Genomic DNA, 21,256 nt, shown 5'->3' with positions numbered 1-21,256 from the left:
CCTTATTTTGTCTTTTCGATAAACTTAAAGTTAACTGTAAATTTACTAAGTGTTAGGGAATTTACAACAATTCAGAAACGATGGGGCGAAATAATGACGGAAAAAGATAATAAGATTACGTTAACCGCGTTAGTCATGATGATATTTACGACGGTGTTTGGCTTTGCCAATAGTACGGTCGCTTTTTACCTGATGGGTTACGCGTCAATCCTATTTTATTTATTAGCAGCGGTATTGTTTTTCATTCCGTTTGCTTTGATGATGGCAGAATACGGGGCTGCGGTCAAATCGGATGATGGTAGTGGGATGTATCAGTGGCTACAAGTGAGTGTGAATGCGAAGTTCGCCTTCGTCGGCACGTTCATGTGGTTTGCGTCCTACATTATCTGGTTGGTTTCAACATCAGCGAAAGTTTGGATTCCGTTTACGACCACTTTCTTTGGGAGTGATCAGACGCAAAAGTTTGCGATGTTTGGTCTAAATGCGACGCAAGTGATTGGGATTCTATCCTGTTTATGGATGATTTTGGTCACAGTCGTTTCGATCAAGGGGGTCAAGGGGATCGTCCGAGTCACGAGTTTAGGTGGCTTGGCGGTTACTAGCCTCAATGCGATTTTACTGGTGGTTTCAGGCGTTGTTTTAGCCTTAAATCACGGCCAGTTGGCACAACCATTTGTCCATGCGCTACATTCACCAAATCCAGATTATCAAGCACCAGTTGGCTTGATGAGTTTTGCGGTCTTTGCCATTTTCGCTTATGGTGGGCTGGAAGTCTTAGGTGGGATGGTCGATAAGACTAAGAATCCCGAAAAGACTTTCCCACGTGGCATTATGATTTCAGCGGTGATTATTACGTTAGGCTATGCCTTGGGGATTCTCTGCTGGGGCTTTAGTACGAATTGGGATGCCGTTTTATCTGATCCATCGACGAATATGGGAAATATTAGTTATGTCATGATGAAGAACCTAGGTTATGTGCTTGGTCAGTCACTCGGATTAACAACTGCGACGAGTACCACGATTGGGTTGTGGTTCGCCCGGTATACTGGGCTAGGCATGTTCTTGGCCTATTCCGGTGCTTTCTTCACCTTGACATATTCCCCATTGAAAACGTTGATTCTGGGGACGCCTAAATCGCTATGGCCAAAGAAGTTTACGGTTTTGAACAAGAATGGCATGCCCAGTTATGCCATGATGATCCAATGTGCTGTCGTCATTGTCATTATCTTGTTGGCCTCATTTGTCACGCCGAACGCTTCAGCATTTTATAATATTTTGACGCTGATGGCGAACGTTTCGATGACTTTACCATATCTGTTCTTGCTGTATGCGTTCCCTAAATTTAAGCAGAATAAGGCAATTCACAAGCCGTTTGAGGTCTACAAATCACAGACTTGGACTACGATTATTAGTTGGGTCGTTTTCATGGTCGTCCTTGGGGCAAATGTCTTTACGTTGATTCAACCAATTCTGGAACACGGTAAAATCCAAAGTACGATTTGGATGTTAGTGGGGCCAGTCGTCTTCGGGTTACTCGGCTGGATTTGGTATGAAGTGCGGACGCGTAAAAATCGCATTGATTAAATATTGCGATTGTTAATATAGTGGCCATATCGCAATCAGGTGGTACAGTGTCACTAGAGGTGATGATATTGGCTGAAGAGACGACGTTAACGATTCAGGTTGATGAAGCAGTTAAAGTACAAGCGACAGAGGTTGCTGCTAGTGCAGGAATTGAGTTAAGCACGGCGGTTGAAATGTTTTTGGCTGAAATGATTAAAACAAAGCACGTCCCATTTGTGCCAACGAGTCAGGAAAAATTTCCAGATATTTGGAATGATGACCCCAAAGAGATTGCGGCATTTAACAAAAGTATGGGTCTCATAGATGACGATAGTGAATAAGTTATCGTACGAAATTGATTGCAAATTATGCAGTAGTTATTAAATATACGAAAGTTTCAAAGTTAGTCGGCCCTTTTAAGCGGTCGACTATTTTTTTGATTTTTTTAACAATTACGCTTGACTTGAAACCCGTTCGATAAGGTACAGTAAAGACGAATTAAGAAAGCGCTTAACAAATTGATGAAACTGGTGGCCACCGGTGATTGAACCCTGACTTAATGGAGGTCTTTATGATGATGAAATTATTCCAACGTAAACAAACGGTTACTTTAGCTGCACCAGTTAATGGGATGTATGTGGATCTGAGAAAAGCCGGTGAAACGGCGATTACAGCTGGTTTTGCGATCGAACCGATGGAAGGCGAAATCCACGCGCCAATTGATGGTCAAATTACAAAAGTGACGGCGCAAACGGTCACGATTGCCGCTGATTTTGGCTGTGAGTATCTTGTTCAAATCGGTGATTTAACGGCTAACTTGGATGACCAAGTCGTTAACTGGCAAGTTGCAGTGGGCGATGCGGTTTCGGCGGATGTTATGCTCGCCAACGTATCGATCGATGCGATTCATGCTGCGAACCAATCCGCACTGGTTACTTGTGGTTTGATTGGCAAACAGGCGGCTGACTTCGAAATTAGCCAGACTGGGTTAATTTCTCAAGGAAATCAGTTAGCGACTTTGAAAATTAAAGCTTAACGGATGAAAGGTCGGCGAAAGTGTCGGCTTTTTTGCTACAATGAGCTGATGAAAGCAGGTGAGCAGTAGTGATTATTCGCAATTATCGGCCCGCAGATTTCGCGGCCATCCGCCAATTATTTCGACAAACGATTCAAACGGTCAATGCGCATGATTACACGCCAGCGCAATTGACTGCTTGGATTGGATCAGACGATATGGCCACTCGGAAATGTTGGCGAGCGTCATTTGCTGCCCATACGACCCTAGTTGCTGTTCAAGCTGATCAACTGGTGGGGTTTGCCGATATGTCAGCCACGGGTTACTTAGACCGGCTATACATTCATGCCGACATGCAGCATCAAGGTATTGCGCACGCCTTAGTGACAGCTTTGGAACGAGCAGTCCTCGTAAAGCGCTATGAAACAGCTGCATCGATTACAGCGCGGCCGTTCTTTGAGCGACAAGGCTATCACGTGATTCGAGCACAACAAGTTGAGCGAGCTGGGATTAAACTGACTAATTATTTGATGCAAAAAAATATTTAAAATTGACGTTATCAGTAATGACACTGATGGCGTCAATTTTTTTGTAAAAAAGTTAAAAAAAACCAAACGAATAGTAACTAGACAATTTTGTTCTACCTGGCTGTGTAAGCTAGGGGTATCAAATGAAGCAGGAGGTTGAACGATGACAGAAGTTCAAGATTGGCACCCGTTGTATCAAGAGCTCAGTCGTGTGGTGGGTAAAGCAGCGGCGTTGAAATTGCATGATCAATTCGGTGGTACCCAGCTCACTTTTCCGAAACGGTTACTGGCTAAAGATGCCGAAGCACGGCAGATTTTGACCGGCCGGCAACAAGGGGTCAGCATCACGACATTGGCACACCAGCACGATTATTCGGAAAAAAGTATTCGTCGGATTTTGGCTAAATATAAGGAATAACTGTCACTAGAATACCTTACAACTGTAATGACAGCTGCATTTTAAACGGTCGGTGAATTTTGCTAAGCTGTGAATGCAAAGTTTGTTTACGGGGAGGAATGTTGAGTGGAAATTGAGATTGAATTATTACAAGAATCATATGCGCAATTGAATGAAATTGTTGGAACTGAACAAATGATCAAAATTTTTGAGCTTTATCGTGGTCGTCAGATCTCATTTCCAATGCGACTATACGATCGTAAAAAGGTCAGTCAACAAATTATTGAAGAATACGATGGTCATAATTTAGCCCAATTAACGCAAAAATATGACTATTCGCAGCGTTGGATTCGCCAAATTATTCAGAATGATCGTCAATCTAGGGGGAAACAAGCATGAAGTATTGTTCAAACTGTGGTCAACAAATTAAGAGTAATGCGCAATTCTGTCCATTTTGCGGGACACAACAGGTGGTCGTAATGGCCAATAACTCAGCCAGTGCGTCACAATCTGTCACGTCACAACGGGCTAGTACTGGCCAACAAGCTGATCAACAGCAAGCACAATCAAACCAGTCAACTCAGCAAAGCCCAACCGGCCAAGGTCAGCAGCAAACGGCTAGCCAGTCAAACGTTGTTAATAATATGGCACAACATTTTCAAAACTTTCAGCAACAGTTTCAAGGAAATCCTAATCAGCAACAACCACTGAACTTTATCGAGAGCTGTAAGTATTGCATTGCGCACTGGAACGATTTCAAAACGCCTGAAAGTCGCAAATCAATTGTTTGGTGGCTAATTTTAGGCCTCACGGTTGTTAACATGGTTGCATTGATTCCGTATTATATCGTGGCAATGTTGAGTTCAGGACTTGCGAGCCTCTTGATGCTCGTTTGGGGTATTTTGATCATAGTTATTGAGCTGTCGGCCATTAGTCGCCGGTTCATGTATCTTGGGAAGAGCCCTTGGTTGATACTTTTGCTCGTAGTTCCGATTGCGGATTTTTATGTGCTGTATCTTCTGGTTATCGATAAGCCACAATCAACGAGTGGCATGCCACGTACACCATTTCAACCGCAGCAGCCGATGCAAAACTATCAGCCTAACGTTAATCAGATGCCAAATTCAGCGGCAACCATGACCAATCAATCCGCTGATTCAAGTCAAAGCCAACAATAGGGACCGATGATAGTCAATTGTGAGTAGGGAGGGTTATCAATGCGACAGTGTCCGAATTGTGGAACGTTCAATTTACAGGCGGCTCAATTTTGTGAGACCTGTGGAACAACATTGCAAAATCAACCAGTCGTGCAAGCTTGTCCGCAGTGCGGTCAGCCAGTGCCAGTGGAGAATCGGTTTTGTGAAAATTGTGGGTATCATTTTGGCCCACAGCCACCTGTCCAATCTGAAATGGTTATACCAGCGAAGTCGAAACGACCGCTTTGGCCGAAGCTCTTGGTCGGCATTATTGCCAGCTTAATTATTTTAGGTGGTGGGTATGGCTGGTTCCAGTATCAGCAAGCACAAACGACTGCCAGAAATGAGCAGCGTGAAGCAGCGGAACAGGCTAGCAGAAAGCGTGAATCAGCTGTCGCCAGTACTAAGGCAGCCAGTTCATCGTTGGCAGCGGCTCAAAGTGAAGCAACTGCTGATAGTATCACGGCTAAGGCCAGTTCGATGTCTGCCTCAAGTGAATCAGTGGCGGCGCTGGCGCGTTCAATGCGAGGGGCGTTGATCACCGATTTTGATTGTGAGCCAAAAGAAGTTGCGAAAGTACCGGACAAAGAAATTGTTGCGGATACACATGCATCTGAAAATGCCGGGGAAGACATTGCAGGCTTTTATCAGCGGGTTAAGGCCCACCATCCAGCTATTGGAGGTAGCTTGACGGCAACAACTGACGCTGATGATGATGAGACAGATGAGGAATAGTTCAAACAAAACACGTCACGATGGTGGCGTGTTTTGTTGGTTAAGTGAGCTTATCAATTGCCGCTGGTGAGGCCAATATGCTAGGATATGGCTATTCTTTAATTCCGTAGGGGGAATTTGCACGATGCAAGCAGTAACGATTAAACAATATGGTGGACCAGAAGAGCTGCAATTAACTGAAATTGACCGGCCTAAAATTGCGACGGATGAAGTTTTAGTCGCAGTCCGAGCAACGAGTATTAATCCAATCGATTGGAAAGCGCGGCAAGGCCTGTTGAAAGGCATGTATGATTGGCAATTTCCAGTGGTTTTAGGTTGGGATGTTGCTGGTGTGATCACAGCGGTTGGCTCAGATGTCAAAAAGTTCAAGGTCGGCGACGCTGTTTTTGCGCGTCCCGATATTTACACTGACGGGCGGCGGGGAACTTATGCCGAGTATGCAGCGGTCAAGGAAGATAAACTAGCTTTAAAACCAGCAGAACTCTCTTTTGAGCAAGCGGCAGCCTTGCCTTTAGCTGGTTTGACAGCTTATCAAGTGATTCACGATCAATTAAAAATTCAGGCTGGCGAACGCGTCCTGATTCAAGCCGGTGCAGGTGGTGTCGGCCTAATTGCCATTCAGCTGGCAAAATACTTCGGCGCGACCGTCGCAACGACGGCCAGTCCAAATCATGCGGCACTGTTAAAGCAATTGGGTGCGGATGAGGTCATCGATTATCATACGACTGCGATTCAAGACGTGCTACACGATTATGATGCTGTCTTTGATACGATCAATGCGGTCGATGATGGTTTAGCCATCTTAAAACCAGCTGGTCGTTTGGTGACGATTGACGGCCAGTTAACAGCCGCGCAAAAGGCGCAATCCCAAGCCGTCAGCACTTGGTGGTTACAACCAAATGGTCGGGAATTAGCGATTCTTGGGGACTTGGTCGTTCAAGGCCAGGTTAAAGTTGTGATCGACCAAGTCTTGCCATTTTCAACGGCGGGGCTACAACAAGCGCATCGAGATAGTGAAGCCAGCCACAGTGCCGGTAAAATTATTATTCGAGTCAGTTAAAATCTAGGGCCAAACTAAACTAACCGTTCAGAAATTTCAATATTTCTGAACGGTTAGTTTTTTTTTATGGTCGAAACGTGCGATCAGAGGCAGTTTGCTCCGCTTAACCCGGAAGCAACACTTATTCCAAACCCGGGAATAAGCGTTGTTTCCACGTTAATGCTCACAAACTAACCACCTCTGCCCACACTCTGCTAAATATCGTTGAGATCGACGACAGTGTATGACCGGGCATCATAGAGGTTGCGACTGGTTGAATATTCAATGTTTTTGCCGTTGGTGAGCCAAACAATCTGTTCGACTTCCAAAATTGGCGTGGTTTTGTCGGCATTGAGGTATTTAATGTCATTTGCATCAGGCAGGTTGGCATGAATTTTTCGATAGGCGCCACCAAACTGAAGTTTTAAAACATGATGAATATAATCATAAATCGATTTTTCCAAAATTTCATTGGAAAGGTCAGGGACTAGCTTGATTGGCATGTAAGTATGTTCCAAAATAAATGGTTTACCGTCCAATTGTCGTAACCGCAAGATGTTGTAGACCGGTTCATTAGCTTCAATTCCAAGCTTGGCTTGGATATCGGCGGTTGGAAAATCAATTGAGAATTTGATAGCGCGGCTGGTAACGTGGTCAGCGCCTTGCTGATTATAGAGACCATTGAACGCGTTTGCCGGCGCATCACTGCGTTTGTTGATCAGGGTGTTTCCTAAAACGTAGGTGCCGAGCCCAGATTTCTTGTAAATTAAGCCTTCGCGGGCGATTCCGTCGAGGGCTTTTTTGACAGTGATTTTGCTGACATCGAATTCTTTGGCAAATTCACTTTGTTTCGGCAAGAGCATTTTCGGTGGGTAAGTTTGGTCGAAGATGCGCTGTTTAATCACATCCGCCACATATTCATATTTTTTCTGCATAGTTTTTTCTTCACATTCATGAGTTGTTTTTAGTATTAACAGGTAATCACCATGACCACCACGTTATAAATTATAACATACGCGCTTTGATGCCAATTGCCAAGTCACTAATAGCTATCTTTTAAATAAAAGATATGTTTTTTAATAAAAGGGCTTGTTTTTATAAACAAAAAGCTTAAACTTACTAGTTGAGAAAACGTTTTCTAAAAACTTGTTATTGGAGGATGCAATGGAAGGATCACGAAAAATGCCAAAAGATTTCTTCTGGGGTAATTCAGTTTCTAGCATGCAAACTGAAGGCGCCTGGAACATTGATGGCAAGGGGTTATCGGTTTACGACGTGCGGCCAGCGACGGCGACCACGTCCGACTGGCACGATGCTATCGATGAATATCATCGCTACGACGAAGATTTAGATTGGTTGCAGCGACTACACATGAATATGTATCGGATTCAAGTTTCTTGGTCACGAGTCATTCCAGATGGGGACGGGGAAGTCAATCAAGCTGGACTGGCATTTTATGACCGCATTGTGGATGCCATGTTAAAACGTGGCATTCAACCAATGATCTGCTTGTACCATTTCGATATGCCACTGGCGTTGGCTAAAAGTGAAAATGGGTTTATGTCACGTCACACAGTTGCCGCATTTGTCCGCTTCAGTAAGCTGGTCATCGATCACTTTGCGGATCGGGTCAAGTATTGGATCACGTTCAACGAACACAATTTATATTTTACGGATGAAGTTTTTAATATTTCAGGTTATTTAACCGGGGATAAAACAACGGCTGACATGTATACGATTTTTCATCATACGATGTTAGCCCATGCGCAGATCAGTGCTTATTTGCACGCGACTTATCCAGCAGTCCAAATTGGCGGTATGGTTGCTGCGACGCCAGTTTATCCAGCAACGGCGAAACCTAACGACGTTTTGGCGGCACAACAGATCAATCAGTTTTTGTATCAAAACTTGAATGAAGCGTTCGTTGAAGGTCACTACGATCACCAAGTTATGACCTATGTCGCTGAACACCAGATTGATTATGATCATCAGACTGGTGACGAGGCCATTTTGAGTCAAATGCACACGGACTTTTTAGCTTTTAGCTATTATCAAACGTTAACGATCAATGCCGACTTGATTCCAGCTGGGACCGTTCCAAATGATTATTTGAATTTTGGCGGCGCAGCTAACCGATTCCTTTCAACGACTGATTGGGGTTGGGGGATTGATCCAACGGGTTTTCGGACCTTTATTACAGATTTATACAATCGTTATCAAGTACCAGTCTTTCCAATCGAAAACGGGATCGGTTGTCGCGAAGTCTGGGATGGCAAAAACCCGATCACGGATGATCAACGGATTGCCTATCACGCTGAACATATCAAAGCGATGAAGGATGCCATGTTTATCGATGGTGCTAAAGTGTTGGGTTATCTTGGCTGGGGATTAATCGATATTCCAAGTTCACATGCCGACATCGAGAAGCGCTACGGGGTCATTTATGTTAATCGGAGTAATCATGATTTGAAGGATTTGCAGCGAGTACCAAAGAAATCATACTACTGGCTCAAGTCTGTTTTGGAGAAAAATGGAGATGAATTGTAATGGAAAATACGAAGAAAAGTGGCTTCGGGGAATTTGTTAATAACAAATTAATGCCACCAATTATGAAGTTTGTGAACACCAAAGCAATCAAAGCCTTACAAGATGGGATGATTTATTCACTACCATTTATCATTATTGGGTCAGTGTTCTTGATCCTCTCAAATATCCCAATTCCATCAGTCGCTGCTTGGCTGACTGCAACTGGGTGGTCCGCTTTCTTTACCCAAGCCTATACTGCAACCTTCGGGGTCCTATCAATTTGGGCGGTTGTCGGGATGGCGTATGTCTATGTTCGCAATGAAGGTTACGAAGCGTTACCAGCTGGGTTGACCTCACTTGCAACGTTCTTCTTGATCCAAATGATGAACATCGATAACCCAATCAAAGGGTTAATGAGTTCAGGCGTGACTAACAGTGCCGGTAAGATGGTACTCACTGGGAAAGCCGTTACGGCTAATATCGATAAGTTGCCACATGCGTTACAAGGTGTGATGACTGCACCAGTTACTGGCGTTTTCAACATTACTTGGCTTGGTGGTCAAGGGATGGTCGGTGCCATTATCGTTGGTTTATTGGTTGGCTGGTCATATTCTGCCATGATTCGCAAAGGCTGGAAGATCACTCTACCAGAACAAGTGCCTGCCAGTGTGGCTAAACAATTTACAGCCATGATTCCTGCCGGGATTATTATCACGGTCGCAATGTTTATTTTCGCTATCTTTAGTCATTTCAATACTGATTTATTGCAATACGTTTATAACTTATTGGAATTACCAATGCAAGGGTTGTCAGACTCACTTGGTGGCGCAATCGTCATTGGGTTTGCCGTTTCATTCTTCTGGTTCTTCGGGGTCCATGGTGGATTGATCGTTGGGACCATCGCCGGGGTCTTCTTGATGCCAAACACGGCTGCCAACGCGGCTTTGTATCATGCAGGTAAATTATCATTAGCTAACGGTGCTCACATTGTCACTAATGAATTCTATAATAACTTTATTAACTTAACGGGTTCTGGGATTACGATTGGCTTGGTTATTTTCGCCTTGTTCGCAGCGAAGTCCGCTCAAGTTAAAACACTTGGGAAGATTGAATTAGTCCCAGCGATTTTCAACATTAACGAACCATTCTTGTTCGGGTTGCCATTAGTAATGAACCCATTGTTAGCGATTCCATTCTTCTTAACACCAGTTGTCATTGCGATTTCAACATACTTGGTTATTTACTTTGGGATTGTGCCACCACTGAATGGGGTTGCTGCACCATGGACGACGCCAGCGGTTGTTTCCGGGTTCTTAATCGGTGGTTGGAAGATGGCCATTTGGCAAGCTTGCACGTTACTCATTTCAACTGGAATCTACTTCCCATTTGCTAAGAAGTACGATGCGCTCTTGCTGAAACAAGAAAATGCCAAAGAAGCAGCTAAAGCTGCAGACGGCGAAACTGTTGATGCACAATAATTTTAATTAAAGGAAGGGTTCTATTATGGCTCAAAAAACAATTATGTTAGCCTGCTCAGCAGGAATGTCAACGTCACTCTTAGTGTCAAAAATGCAAGCCGCCGCAAAAGCAGCGGGTGTGGATTACAAAATCTTTGCTACGGCGGCTTCCGATGTGCCGAACCAACTGACCTCAGCGGAAAAGCCCGATGTCTTGATGCTCGGCCCACAGATTGCCTACATGAAAAATGATATGCAGAAGCAAGCCGATAGTGCTGGGATTCCAATGGACATTATCAACATGCAAGATTACGGTATGATGAATGGCGCGAGCGTTTTAAACGCTGCGGAAAAGTTACTCAAAGATAAGTAAGAAGGGATTAACATGGCGTTAAAACCAGTTGCTGAATATGATGAAAATGGCCATCACTTTGATGTTCAAATCGATGAGGACAGCAAAGTTCACGTTGCAGTGGATGGTGCTAAGGCCAGCAAAGGTTACTATCTTGGTGGTGAAGTCCGGTTTCCAAAGGGCATCACGATCGATGGTAAGTTTAAGATGAGCTTAGCATTAGCTTGTGATGCGGAGTTGCAAGCGGCACTAGCTGCCAACTAGATTGGTCTAACCTTTTTGATGAAAATGGTCTAACGAAAGAGACATTCGATTGCGGATGTCTCTTTTAGTATGAGTAAGTGGATTTATTCAAGTGCCGCCTCCGGTTGCCACTAATAGCATGCGGTCGTGGGACCGGGTGAAGCCTGAAAAACGTCTTCTCCCTCGCCCGGAACAGTTGCGAAGCCCGCAATTGTCCCGGACCGTCCATGGTGTAAGACCGGCTCAGAAACGCCGGTCTTACACCATCATCACGACCGATGCTATTAGTGGCAACCTCCGGGTAATTAGTGGTCTCAGACGTTGAACTTGTCTAATCTAGCTAATATGATGAGAATGGGTGTTACTGTAGAATTATTTCTCAATCAAAAAAGTTGCAGGATTCTAATGATTTAGAATGCCGCAACTTTTTGATCATTAGGCTTTAATCAGGACCAAACTATCGGCCTGACTAGCCATAATATTTAATTGATTCCCAGTCATCGTTGGTTGGTAAATGGTACGTGTACTGAGATCGAGGACCCTTACTGAATGAATTACCGCTAATTTCAATGGCGTGAGGTCGAGACAAACGTTGGCCGGTACGTAAAGCACTGTGAGTGATTCACCGTTCAATTGGGTTTCGGCAGCAATGATTGCTGGATTCTCAGGGAAAACGGTTGCCAATGGTTGCAATGGTTTGGCGAAGACTTTTGACACGAGTTGAACCATTAAGCTCACATCTTGTGCCCCGGGAAGCGTTAAAGCCTGATGCCAATCTAGCGGCATCATCGTGCCATTACCATAGATATGGTTAGCACCAGTAACATGCCAACTCCAAATACCATGAGCACCGTAAGTGATACCAGCGTTAGCACCGGCTAAGACGGAAGACCAGCTAGCCTGACGAACGGCTTTTGCGTTGAAACGGCTCGGGGTCGCTGCGCCCATTTCAGGCATAGCTTCATAACAAGGTTCTGCGTTGAACATCGGACCAGTGAACCCTTTTGCCCGCATCGCACGCGGAATTTGATAAGCAGTTGCCTGCCCGGGAGCACCGTGACCGGATTGATAGGTGAAAAAGTCAACTTGATCTAAGAATACTTTTGGTAGATGATCATTTTCACCATTGATGTGAAAGCCGTATAAACTTTTTGAATCAACTGATTTAGCAGTCTTCAAGACTTGATCATAGGCCGTCACAATTGAGTTGACTTGTTGTGGATCAGTTGGAAAATCAACGTCACCACTAACGAAGTAAATGGGATCATAAGCTTTAAAATAAGTCGTCGCGTATTGGACATAGTTTTTGATTTGAGCCAGTGTCATTGTATTGTTAGGAACCGTAACGAAGTCGGCTTGATGCATCCAAGTCTCCGCAACATAATTTCCCCATAGCAGCACAAGTACTGGTGTCATGTGCCGTTTAATGACCTCGTCTAAGAGCTCACCGGCATGTTTAAAATAGTCTAGATTGAGTTGGTCATAGTTATAGTTGTAACGATCAGCGGTTCTGGAACTGACGGCAAAGGGTTCGAAAGACTGTGCAGAACTGCTGGCGTCCCACTGGCGTAAAATGTCGATTTGTACGGCATTAAAACCTTGTTGTTGCCGTTTATCAAGATAGGCGCACCAGTCGGATAAATTGATATTCGTAAAGGCACTCCAACAAGTGTCGGCAAAGTAAAACCAAGGTTGATCATCTTTGAAAATTTGGTTGTCTTTGGTCGTAAAAGTAGCCATCATAATTTCCCCCTATTGAAAAATTATTGTGCGGATCGTGTTGCCTTTGTTAGGACTAATTTGGCGTTGCCAAGGACGTAAGCCCCTTGAATATCCCCAGTATTGAGTGCGGCAATGCCTTCATTTGAAAGATGCAGCGCACTGGTTTTAAAGCTCAAACTTTGAGTGGCGGTTTTAACCGTGAAAATTTTGTCGGCTGGTTCATTAGTCAATGTGAATGTGGTTGGTAATTCGGTTAAAGTGCCTAGCAAGTCATGGACTTGAACATCCGCAATTTGTTGCTGACGAAAGACTTGGTAATGATGATCGTCTGTGGCGTTGATCAAGATTGCGGCATAATGGTCCGCATTGATTAAACTAGCCAGTCCCAGTTGTCCGGTGCCTAACGTTGTTGATGGATCTACAGTCAATGTAAATGTTTCTGTGGCTTCAGCTTGGCGAATTCCGATAAACGCAGGCGTACCAAGATCATTAAAGCGGCGATCCTTGCCAGGCAACGCTAATTGACCGGCGTTGAGCTGTAAGTCAGCTAATGGGCCACGCAGGGTGAGCCAGTCTGGGCTTAAAGTTGTTTTATCAAAGTCGTCTGTCCAATCAGTTAGGACTTGCGGTTTGGTCAGGGTCGCGGCATGCCTTGGAAATTGACTTAAATCAACTGTTTTCGTCGGCACGCCTTGATAGATCACCGGCCAAGCTTGATTCCAAGTAACGGGGTAAAGTAAGGTTTCGCGGCCGATATTAGTAATCTGTTTGAAATCAACATTAGCTGGCTGAGTGCCTAAGCAGGTGAGCCACCAATTATGTTGAGGATCTTGGAATAAGTCAGCGTGACCGATGTTTTGTAATGGTTCATTGGCGCGGTCACGGTTCGTAAAGAGGGGATTGACGCCAGGCTCAGTGGTAAAAGGTCCCCATAGATTACGGCTACGTAACATAGTGATCATATGACCAACGCCGGTGCCGCCTTCTGCGAGTAGCAGATAGTACCAGTCGGTCTTTTTGATGATATGAGGGCCTTCCACATCGCGGCCGCCAGCCCCATAGCTGAGTAATTCTGGTCCGCGAAGAACTTTACCCGTTGTGAGGTTGATTTCAACCTGTTGGATGCCTTTGGTACCTTGATCATCTAAATAGCCGGTAAATTGAACATAGCTGTGTCCAGCTTCGAAGTAAATATCGGGGTCGATCCCAGCAATGTCGATTTCAACTCGAGTTTGATCCCAAGTAATGTTCTGACCATCAGCGGTAAGGGTGCCACGGATAAGAAAAGTTTTAAACTCAGCAAAGTTGGTGGTGATGACATAAAAGTGACCATCATGATAACGTAAACTAACTGTGAAGATGCCTTCATTTGATTTAGCTTGACTAAGATCAGCCTGACTCGGATGTTGAATGACCCCAGTGAGTGACGTCCAGTTGAGTAAGTCAGTACTTTTAGCCATCGCAATCCCTGGATAATATTCGAAGGTACTATTTGCCAAGTAGTAGGTGTCACCGACTCGGACGATGCTAGGATCAGGATACATCCCACGACGAATTGGATTTTGATAATTTTTAATCATGAGTTATAGCCTCCGATTTAGTTTGGCGTTCACTCAATAGCGGTGTTTGTGCCAGTAATTGATTGATGGCAGTTAAATGGTCTGCCGGAATTGAGATGAATGGTAATAATGTGTTTAGTTTTGTTAAGGACATGCTACCAAGTCCACCTTGAACGGCATCTGGATCTTGTTTGAAGAAGGTGAGAACGGGATCAATCGAATCAATTTTAGCAACCAATTCGTTGTCAGCCATAATAGCTGCTGCCGGGGTCTCAGCGGTGTAACGACCAATATAATCATGTGTTGGTAAGTAGCTGAATTGATAAGTCCCAGCAGTTAAGTCGAATGATCCTGGTAATGTGTCGTCGTTGACGGTGACTTGGGTTGCTCGTGGTAAGTTAATGTGAGCAGTGACGCCAAATGGCACGGTCAGTTGGCCAGTAATCTGATGCTCGTCAGTGGTTTCAAGTTGGTAAGCCAAGCTCAAGCGACCGTATGGTGTCTCAAAAGTCCCGTCAACCTTTTTAAGGCGATAATCAAAATTAGGGGCAATGGTGACTTCTTGATAACCGGGAGTATGATCACGAAAACCAACTAAGTAACGGTAAGCCCAAGCCATAATGGCCCCGATACTGTAATGATTGAGTGAGTTCATGCCTTCAGGGTTCATTGAACCATCTGGTTGAACAGAATTCCAACGTTCCCAAACGGTTGTGGCGCCCATGTTAACGGCGTACAACCAGCTCGGAAAGTCTTCTTGCATGAAAATTTTTGTGGCTAATTGATGTTGACCATACTGGGACAAAACTTGGCAAATGAACGGTGTCCCAACAAAGCCTGTTTGGAGATGATCATTATCTTTATGCAAGCGGGTAACTAAGTCAGCTACAACGCGTTGAATCTGATTAGTAGGGACTAACTTGAAAGCTAATGCTAGGGCGTAAGCCGTTTGAGTATCTAAAGCAAGCCGGCCATTTTCTGTAATATATTCGTGTTGGATGGCGACTTTGATCGCCTCGGCTTGGTCAGTGTAATGCTTGGCAACGTCAGTATCGTTGAATAATTTAGCTGTATCTGCGACGATTTGGCTGGAGTAGGCATAATAAACGGAAGCGATAAAGTCTTCGTCTGTCTTCCCAGTTGGTAAAGCAGGATTTTCACCATCTAAGGCGATCCAGTCACCAAATTGAAACATTCCAGTCCAGAGATTAGGGGTCTTAGTGTTGGCTGTAATCCAGTCGACCCAAGCCCGCATACTTTGATAGTTTTGTTTCAAAATAGCTGGGTCACCATAAGTTTGATACATATTCCAAGGAATCGTGGTGGCAGCATCGCCCCAAACAGCCGCCCCGCCATCATCGACACCCATGGCGGGAGCATACATCGTCAGCATGCCATCATGTTGGGCTTGTTCTACAGCCATATCTTTAGCGTACTTTTTGAAAAATTGATAAACATTCATATTAAAGGCGGCTGTATTTGAGAAAATATCTGCATCTCCAGTCCAACCTAAACGTTCGTCGCGTTGTGGACAATCGGTTGGAACATCGAAGAAATTGCTCTTTTGCCCCCATTGGATATTTTGGAATAACCGGTTGACCTTGGCATTATCGGTCTGAATTGTCCCGGTCATTGCCATGTCGGAATACATGACGGCTGCCCGAAAATCAGACAAGTTCAAAGGTTGTGTGTTACCGGTCACTTTGACATAACGATAACCGTAGTAAGTAAAGTGGGGCCGTACCCACCGTTGCTTGCCATCAGAAACATAGGTAAACGCTGCCCGAGCGTCACGTAAGTTCTCGCGGTAGAAATTATCGTTTTGTAAAATTTCACCCATTTGGAAAGTCAGTTTTGTACCTTTAGGCTCGCGGTTATAGAATTCAAACCAGCCAGCTTGATTTTGTTTGAAATCTAGGACTTGTTCTTTAGCTGGTGTCTGAATCAGTTCTTTAGCTGGCAAAGTCGTTTGAATTTTGATGGGTAGGCTTAAACGGTCTTGTAGTAGCGCCGTCGATTTGGTTAAAAGCGTCACTGGTTCCCAGTTGCTAGGCGTGATGGTGGCATCGAAATCTTCACCATAATAAATGGCTGATTTAGTGATTCGACCACTTGTCGTCTGCCAACTGTGATCCGTGTTGATGACAGCTGTTGTCCCATCGGCATAAGTAAGATGGAGTTCTGCTAAGGTCATTTGTTGATCGCCATAGATGTTGTTTTGACCACCATCAAAGCCAAAATTACCCTTGTACCAGCCGTCACCGGTCGAAATAAGTAGCTGGTGTTCACCAGGAGTCGCAAGTTGGGCGGTGACATCGTAGGTTTGGACTTGAATCCAACGATCGTAAGCCGTCACGCCGGGAGCTAAATACTCATCGCCGACCTTTTGATCGTCAATATAAGTTTCATAAAGACCCAAACCAGTGGCATACAAGCGAGCCTTAGTGACTGGTTGTGCAGTCGTGATGGCCTTTTTGAAGAGGGTATTTTGTAAAGCCGCATTGGCATTGCCAATCCACTGAGCTGTGTAAGTTTCCGTCATTTTACCGGTTTCAAAAAAGCTCGTTTTCATGGCGGTTTGGTCACCAGCGGTTAAGCTGATTTGGACGTGATAGCGGGTCCGTGGTTCAAGGGCTAGGTCGACGTCGAAAAAGTTATTTTGATAAGGCATGACTGCGGTCGTATAGACCGGCTTAGTCTTATCAGTTGTCCAGATTTTAAGTTGTTTCGTCGTCGCTTGACTGCGATCAGCAGCGACTTTGAATTCAACGCGTAAGTTATCAAATTGAAAGCCGATTGGTTCCGCCATATGATTGATTAAAATTTGTGTGAGTTGCATCAGAGCATCCTCCTAAACTATAGTTTTGCGGTTAAATCGCCACAGAATGGATCAACTGGGTTAGTCCCAGTGAAGGCTTCTTGACCGTTGAGTTTTCGTAAGACCGCGTCAACACTAGGTTGATTGCCAGTATAAGCATTGATAAAGGTCGAAACTCTTGGAATATCATAGAGATGATAGGGATTGGCTGTCGAAACGAAAATGGTTGGGATACTTTGCATAAACCAAGGTGAATCGGCCGCCATTAAATGGACCCAGTTAAGTCGTGTGGTTGTTTGGTTGCTGGCTGTTTCAACGTTAGCTACATAGAGGGCAAGATCAAATTTAGCCTTGACGTCAGCCACGCCTTCTTCAAAAGTTTCATGAAAATCAAGATGTTTTTGGTCAAAGAGCGTCACTTGGAAGCCCTGTGCTTCAAGGCCTGCTTTGAAGGCTGCCGTAACGTGGCCACCTTCTTTAAAGCCGCCGTCATCGCTATCACCTAAAACGACTAACCGAATGCGTGGATACTTGGCTGGGGTCATTGGCAGTAAGTGATCACGATCTTTAACGAGCGTCACCGATTTTTCAGCAACCTCAGCTGCAATGGCTTGATGTTGAGCATTTGGTAAAGTTAAAGGTGCCGTGGTGGTTGCAACAGCTTGACCATCGATTGTCATGATACCTTGGGCTAATTTTGTGCCAAGAATACGGGTCACAGCTTCATCAACGCGAGCCATCGATAGCGTCCCATCGGCAATTGCGGCTTCAATAAAGTGGTAATCTTCATCAATATTCTTATTAAAGAGAATCATATCAATGCCGGCGTTGATGGTTGCTGGCAGGAGATCCTTACGCGCCATGGTGGCATTATAACCAATCATTGGCGTGGCATCCGTGATTGTTAAACCATTAAAGTGTAAGACCCCACGGAGTAAGCCATCAATGAGCAATTTAGAACTTGAAGCTGGCCGTAAGTCTTGATCTTCGATGCCCGGTTGCAATTGACGTTCCCAAGCCGGTTGCATAATGTGTGCAATCATGACACTAGGAATGCCGGCTTCGATAAAGTGATGATAGATTTGACCATAGGATGTCATCCAGTCTTGAGCAGACAATGAATTAATAGAACTGAGTAGATGTTGGTCGCGATCATCAACACCGTCGCCAGGGAAATGTTTGATGACAGGAATGATCTGACTGTCTTCGAGACCTTTTGTCTGAGCGGCAGCCATCTTAATGACGCGTTGTTCATTACTCCCAAAGGTTCGGGTATTCATGATGGGATTACGGAAATTGTTATCAATGTCGACGATTGGTGAGAAGGACATGTTGCCACCAACTTGTTGCGCTTCGTTACCAGCGACGTGACCTAATTCGTAAGCACTTTTAGGGTCATCAGTTGCGGCCATCTGCAGGGGATTACCGAACCAGGTGCCTTCATTAACAATGCCGTTGCCACCGGATTCGAGGTTTGCGGCAAAGAACATTGGAATTGCGCTGTTGGTTTGAACGGTTGCAATTTCACGTTTGATTTTAGTGGCGGCATCTGGACGATACATCATCCCACCTGGTTGATACTTTTTAACGAATGCTGGGATATCGACACTAGTTTCGTCTTGGCCAATGACAAAAAAGAGTTGGCCAATCTTGGCTGCGGTGGACATGTGGTTAACTTGTTTTTGAACAGCCTCAATTTGAGACTGGTTAAGATAATAGGGTTTTTTAGATAAATCTACCATAATTTTGGAACCTCCAATTTTTGTTTACGCTTACATTTTAGCTGGAACGTTTGAGTGAAACTATTGCCAAATCCAACTAACTGACTGTTCATTTCACAGTTAGTGTTTGAAAACCCTTATCGTTAGTTTGACAATAAGGTAAACTGATAACGGTTACAATGAGAAAAAACGACATTCTAAAGTCAGACCTGTCAATTTTCAACTCATCGTTAGGGAGGGCAAGATAATGAATACTGAAATATTAGAATTATTACGACAAAATAGTCATCCACGCGATTGGCAAAAGTTGGCACCGCTGATGAACTTACACGTCGCTTCGCAGATTGATGGACAACCAGTCTATGAATTTTATAATACGTTAGATGATTCGTTGGCCGTCAATCCGCAATCGATCGCAATCTCGGTCCAGCCGGTAAATTCATACATTCCATTTCATCTGCATGACTACGTTGAGGTGATGATTCCGTTGCTAGGGGACTGTACGGTTGTGACCCGCCGTGAAAAGATTGCGGTCGGTCAAGACGATATGCTCGTGATGGGAAATCAAACAGCTCATCGCGTCGAGTCGATTAAGACTGGATCAATCGTTGTTAATTTAGCCCTAAAACAATCAGCTTTTACGTTGAATGATTTTGATTTTATGCGACCAACAAATAATAATGCGGCGATTTCGACGATGTTGTTTTCACTGATGTCAAATGAACAGCGAGATAATGCGAGTTATAACTTATTTAAAACGCAGCATAATGCCAAAATTGTGGATACAGTCTACGATATTATTCGCGAATATTACCGGCCTGACACGCAATCCAATCAAATTATCCGCTTAGAGATTCTGACATTGCTGACACGTCTGATTCGTGTCGCTGCACATAGTGATCTGAAGGTCAAAACGGTGGCTGGTGAACCAACGACTAATTTGTTATCACTGCTGTTATATATTGAGAAGAACTATGCGACGATTACGCTGGCGGAGATGGCTAAACATTTTGGCTTTAATCCCAATTACTTGTCGGCGTATTTGAAAAAGCAAACTGGTCTGACTTTCATTAAGCTGGTTCATTTGCAGCGGATTAATACCGCAGCTGAATACTTGACTTACACGAAGGCGCCAGTCGATCAGATTGCTATTAAAGTGGGGTATGAAAATCCGTCTTATTTTTACAAAGTCTTTCGAAAGCATTTGCAAGTTTCACCAACTGAATATCGTGAAAAGAATCAAATTCATCCGCAACAACGGTAGCTAAAAAAAGTAACCCCTTTGAAATCAAATTGGTTTCAAGGGGGTTACTTTTTTGACGATTTAATAACTTTCAGTCGGATTGAGCCGTTCAAATTTCAAACGATACTGATTGGGCGCCAACTGGGTCTGTTTTTTAAAGTAATGATAGAAGTAAGTTTCACTCGAAAAGCCCAACCGGTCAGCAATTTCTTGAATCTTTAGATCGGTATTGATCAAGAGCTGTTCGGCTTTTTTGATGCGCACACTTTTAGCATAGGCCGTAATCGTTTTGCCAGTCTGTTGTTTCAACAAGCGATTGAGATACTCGGCGTTGTAATGTAATTCAGCTTCAATCGTCTTACGGGAAATGTCACCAAAGTGTCCCTCGATTAAATGCACGACTCGGTTGACCAAGTAAGCTTCTTTAGAAAGGTCTAAGGCAGTCGTCGTTGTTGTAAATCGGTTGGCGTCTTCTAATGCGGTGAGTAAGCGTAAGACTAAACCATGTTGAAAATAAACGGCACCGACTTTTTGCGTAGCAACTTCTTGTTGTAGGGCATCAAGGACGATGTGAAACATTTGATTATTATCATAAGGTAGGCTTTTTGTGAATTCTAAATAGCTCCGTTGCCAATTGTTGGCTAACTGAACATTATGTTTAAGAAAACTAAAAATAGGTCCAGTCGAGTCACTAGCTGGAAGTAGTTCAGTTAATAAGGTCGGTGATAAGTTAATGAACATGACCATACAACCGTCAGCTAACGCCTCAGTATGGGTGATTTGGGGATTTAGTAAGCAACCTTCACCAGTCTTAAAGCGGAAGTCGTGACTTTCAAGCTCACATGATAACTGACCTTTTAAAACAATCATTAGTTCAAAGTCATAGTCCTGGTGTAATTGTCGATAATCCTCAGCTTCGAAAGTCTTAAGCTGGCCGTTTTGAATCATGGTATAGAGCACTTTATCACCCGTTCGACGCTTATAAAACAAGGATAATGGGGCCTTAGTGGCAATTTTAGGATACGGCGTTTTGCTGGGACTATCTAAGCGCGTGAATTGTTTATCAGACATCTGGATGCACCTCTCAAGTTGGAAAATTACAGTAAGCGCTTTCTGTAAGTTGGTTATTGTCATTATAGCACA

At 44.2% G+C, this 21,256-nt stretch carries 20 protein-coding genes; 14 read left to right on the top strand and 6 right to left on the bottom strand.

Annotation, left to right across the window (positions count from 1 at the left end):
- Positions 1-93: 93 nt before the first annotated feature.
- From yjeM to FFM70_RS06945, 9 genes are all read left to right on the top strand, one after another.
- A complete protein-coding gene (yjeM, locus tag FFM70_RS06985; RefSeq protein ID WP_137616135.1) occupies positions 94-1,584 on the top strand; it encodes a glutamate/gamma-aminobutyrate family transporter YjeM in 1,491 nt (496 codons plus the stop codon).
- 68 nt (positions 1,585-1,652) lie between these two features.
- Positions 1,653-1,904, top strand: coding sequence for a type II toxin-antitoxin system RelB/DinJ family antitoxin (locus tag FFM70_RS06980; protein WP_171002322.1), 252 nt, complete (start codon positions 1,653-1,655; stop codon positions 1,902-1,904).
- 233 nt (positions 1,905-2,137) lie between these two features.
- A complete protein-coding gene (locus tag FFM70_RS06975; RefSeq protein ID WP_171002321.1) occupies positions 2,138-2,599 on the top strand; it encodes a PTS glucose transporter subunit IIA in 462 nt (153 codons plus the stop codon).
- A 68-nt stretch (positions 2,600-2,667) separates the two neighbouring features.
- The gene (locus FFM70_RS06970) at positions 2,668-3,126 is read left to right on the top strand and encodes a GNAT family N-acetyltransferase (RefSeq protein WP_137616132.1); all 459 of its coding nucleotides are present in this window, start codon (positions 2,668-2,670) and stop codon (positions 3,124-3,126) included.
- Positions 3,127-3,268: 142 nt separating this feature from the next.
- On the top strand, positions 3,269-3,523 hold the full coding sequence (locus FFM70_RS06965; RefSeq protein ID WP_137616131.1) for a Mor transcription activator family protein: 255 nt from the start codon (positions 3,269-3,271) through the stop codon (positions 3,521-3,523).
- Positions 3,524-3,628: 105 nt separating this feature from the next.
- Positions 3,629-3,901, top strand: a complete 273-nt coding sequence (locus FFM70_RS06960; protein WP_137616130.1) for a Mor transcription activator family protein — start codon at positions 3,629-3,631, stop codon at positions 3,899-3,901.
- Positions 3,898-4,680, top strand: coding sequence for a zinc-ribbon domain-containing protein (locus FFM70_RS06955; protein WP_137616129.1), 783 nt, complete (start codon positions 3,898-3,900; stop codon positions 4,678-4,680). Before FFM70_RS06960 ends, FFM70_RS06955 begins: the two co-directional genes overlap by 4 nt.
- Positions 4,681-4,719: 39 nt before the next feature.
- Positions 4,720-5,433, top strand: a complete 714-nt coding sequence (locus FFM70_RS06950; RefSeq protein WP_137616128.1) for a zinc ribbon domain-containing protein — start codon at positions 4,720-4,722, stop codon at positions 5,431-5,433.
- 124 nt (positions 5,434-5,557) lie between these two features.
- On the top strand, positions 5,558-6,493 hold the full coding sequence (locus tag FFM70_RS06945; protein WP_137616127.1) for an NADP-dependent oxidoreductase: 936 nt from the start codon (positions 5,558-5,560) through the stop codon (positions 6,491-6,493).
- 194 nt (positions 6,494-6,687) lie between these two features.
- On the opposite strand, the gene FFM70_RS06940 is transcribed toward FFM70_RS06945, so the two are convergent.
- A complete protein-coding gene (locus FFM70_RS06940; RefSeq protein ID WP_137616126.1) occupies positions 6,688-7,407 on the bottom strand; it encodes a GntR family transcriptional regulator in 720 nt (239 codons plus the stop codon).
- A gap of 229 nt (positions 7,408-7,636) precedes the next feature.
- Between FFM70_RS06940 and FFM70_RS06935 the strand changes: the two genes are divergently transcribed.
- Genes FFM70_RS06935 through FFM70_RS06920 form a run of 4 tightly spaced genes read left to right on the top strand, consistent with a single transcriptional unit; the run spans position 7,637 to position 11,071 of the window.
- The gene (locus FFM70_RS06935) at positions 7,637-9,019 is read left to right on the top strand and encodes a glycoside hydrolase family 1 protein (RefSeq protein WP_137616125.1); all 1,383 of its coding nucleotides are present in this window, start codon (positions 7,637-7,639) and stop codon (positions 9,017-9,019) included.
- Positions 9,019-10,476 carry a PTS sugar transporter subunit IIC gene (locus FFM70_RS06930; RefSeq protein ID WP_137616124.1) on the top strand — a complete coding sequence of 486 codons (1,458 nt, stop codon included), beginning with the start codon at positions 9,019-9,021 and terminating at the stop codon, positions 10,474-10,476. Before FFM70_RS06935 ends, FFM70_RS06930 begins: the two co-directional genes overlap by 1 nt.
- Before the next feature lie 25 nt (positions 10,477-10,501).
- Positions 10,502-10,828, top strand: a complete 327-nt coding sequence (locus FFM70_RS06925) for a PTS sugar transporter subunit IIB (protein ID WP_137616123.1) — start codon at positions 10,502-10,504, stop codon at positions 10,826-10,828.
- A gap of 12 nt (positions 10,829-10,840) precedes the next feature.
- On the top strand, positions 10,841-11,071 hold the full coding sequence (locus tag FFM70_RS06920) for a hypothetical protein (RefSeq protein ID WP_137616122.1): 231 nt from the start codon (positions 10,841-10,843) through the stop codon (positions 11,069-11,071).
- Positions 11,072-11,485: 414 nt separating this feature from the next.
- On the opposite strand, the gene FFM70_RS06915 is transcribed toward FFM70_RS06920, so the two are convergent.
- Genes FFM70_RS06915 through FFM70_RS06900 form a run of 4 tightly spaced genes read right to left on the bottom strand, consistent with a single transcriptional unit; the run spans position 11,486 to position 18,891 of the window.
- A complete protein-coding gene (locus FFM70_RS06915) occupies positions 11,486-12,790 on the bottom strand; it encodes a glycoside hydrolase family 140 protein (protein ID WP_171002320.1) in 1,305 nt (434 codons plus the stop codon).
- A gap of 23 nt (positions 12,791-12,813) precedes the next feature.
- On the bottom strand, positions 12,814-14,352 hold the full coding sequence (locus FFM70_RS06910; protein WP_137616120.1) for a glycoside hydrolase family 43 protein: 1,539 nt from the start codon (positions 14,350-14,352) through the stop codon (positions 12,814-12,816).
- Positions 14,345-17,170, bottom strand: a complete 2,826-nt coding sequence (locus tag FFM70_RS06905) for an alpha-L-rhamnosidase (protein ID WP_137616119.1) — start codon at positions 17,168-17,170, stop codon at positions 14,345-14,347. Before FFM70_RS06905 ends, FFM70_RS06910 begins: the two co-directional genes overlap by 8 nt.
- A 17-nt stretch (positions 17,171-17,187) precedes the next feature.
- Positions 17,188-18,891: a glycoside hydrolase family 3 protein gene (locus tag FFM70_RS06900; RefSeq protein ID WP_137616118.1), complete on the bottom strand. Its 1,704-nt coding sequence runs from the start codon at positions 18,889-18,891 to the stop codon at positions 17,188-17,190.
- A gap of 226 nt (positions 18,892-19,117) precedes the next feature.
- Between FFM70_RS06900 and FFM70_RS06895 the strand changes: the two genes are divergently transcribed.
- On the top strand, positions 19,118-20,134 hold the full coding sequence (locus tag FFM70_RS06895) for a helix-turn-helix domain-containing protein (protein ID WP_137616117.1): 1,017 nt from the start codon (positions 19,118-19,120) through the stop codon (positions 20,132-20,134).
- Between the two features lie 60 nt (positions 20,135-20,194).
- Here the strand turns inward: FFM70_RS06895 and FFM70_RS06890 are convergent, their stop codons facing one another.
- On the bottom strand, positions 20,195-21,184 hold the full coding sequence (locus tag FFM70_RS06890) for a helix-turn-helix domain-containing protein (protein ID WP_137616116.1): 990 nt from the start codon (positions 21,182-21,184) through the stop codon (positions 20,195-20,197).
- Positions 21,185-21,256 lie beyond the last annotated feature (72 nt).

The sequence above is a fragment of the Lactiplantibacillus nangangensis genome, from assembly GCF_005405065.1.
Lineage (GTDB): Bacteria > Bacillota > Bacilli > Lactobacillales > Lactobacillaceae > Lactiplantibacillus > Lactiplantibacillus nangangensis.
The sequence above is the reverse complement of the archived record's forward strand: the minus strand, read 5'-3'. Positions and strand labels throughout refer to the sequence as shown.

What these genes read in the sequence shown, in the direction of transcription:
- FFM70_RS06955 (WP_137616129.1), top strand. Translation starts at nt 3,898, where the DNA reads ATGAAGTATTGTTCAAACTGTGGTCAACAAATTAAGAGTAATGCGCAA.
- FFM70_RS06945 (WP_137616127.1), top strand. Translation starts at nt 5,558, where the DNA reads ATGCAAGCAGTAACGATTAAACAATATGGTGGACCAGAAGAGCTGCAA.
- FFM70_RS06965 (WP_137616131.1), top strand. Translation starts at nt 3,269, where the DNA reads ATGACAGAAGTTCAAGATTGGCACCCGTTGTATCAAGAGCTCAGTCGT.
- FFM70_RS06975 (WP_171002321.1), top strand. Translation starts at nt 2,138, where the DNA reads ATGATGAAATTATTCCAACGTAAACAAACGGTTACTTTAGCTGCACCA.
- FFM70_RS06950 (WP_137616128.1), top strand. Translation starts at nt 4,720, where the DNA reads ATGCGACAGTGTCCGAATTGTGGAACGTTCAATTTACAGGCGGCTCAA.
- FFM70_RS06935 (WP_137616125.1), top strand. Translation starts at nt 7,637, where the DNA reads ATGGAAGGATCACGAAAAATGCCAAAAGATTTCTTCTGGGGTAATTCA.
- FFM70_RS06890 (WP_137616116.1), bottom strand. Translation starts at nt 21,184, where the DNA reads ATGTCTGATAAACAATTCACGCGCTTAGATAGTCCCAGCAAAACGCCG.
- FFM70_RS06930 (WP_137616124.1), top strand. Translation starts at nt 9,019, where the DNA reads ATGGAAAATACGAAGAAAAGTGGCTTCGGGGAATTTGTTAATAACAAA.
- yjeM (WP_137616135.1), top strand. Translation starts at nt 94, where the DNA reads ATGACGGAAAAAGATAATAAGATTACGTTAACCGCGTTAGTCATGATG.
- FFM70_RS06905 (WP_137616119.1), bottom strand. Translation starts at nt 17,170, where the DNA reads ATGCAACTCACACAAATTTTAATCAATCATATGGCGGAACCAATCGGC.
- FFM70_RS06920 (WP_137616122.1), top strand. Translation starts at nt 10,841, where the DNA reads ATGGCGTTAAAACCAGTTGCTGAATATGATGAAAATGGCCATCACTTT.
- FFM70_RS06910 (WP_137616120.1), bottom strand. Translation starts at nt 14,352, where the DNA reads ATGATTAAAAATTATCAAAATCCAATTCGTCGTGGGATGTATCCTGAT.
- FFM70_RS06895 (WP_137616117.1), top strand. Translation starts at nt 19,118, where the DNA reads ATGAATACTGAAATATTAGAATTATTACGACAAAATAGTCATCCACGC.
- FFM70_RS06915 (WP_171002320.1), bottom strand. Translation starts at nt 12,790, where the DNA reads ATGGCTACTTTTACGACCAAAGACAACCAAATTTTCAAAGATGATCAA.
- FFM70_RS06940 (WP_137616126.1), bottom strand. Translation starts at nt 7,407, where the DNA reads ATGCAGAAAAAATATGAATATGTGGCGGATGTGATTAAACAGCGCATC.
- FFM70_RS06900 (WP_137616118.1), bottom strand. Translation starts at nt 18,891, where the DNA reads ATGGTAGATTTATCTAAAAAACCCTATTATCTTAACCAGTCTCAAATT.
- FFM70_RS06925 (WP_137616123.1), top strand. Translation starts at nt 10,502, where the DNA reads ATGGCTCAAAAAACAATTATGTTAGCCTGCTCAGCAGGAATGTCAACG.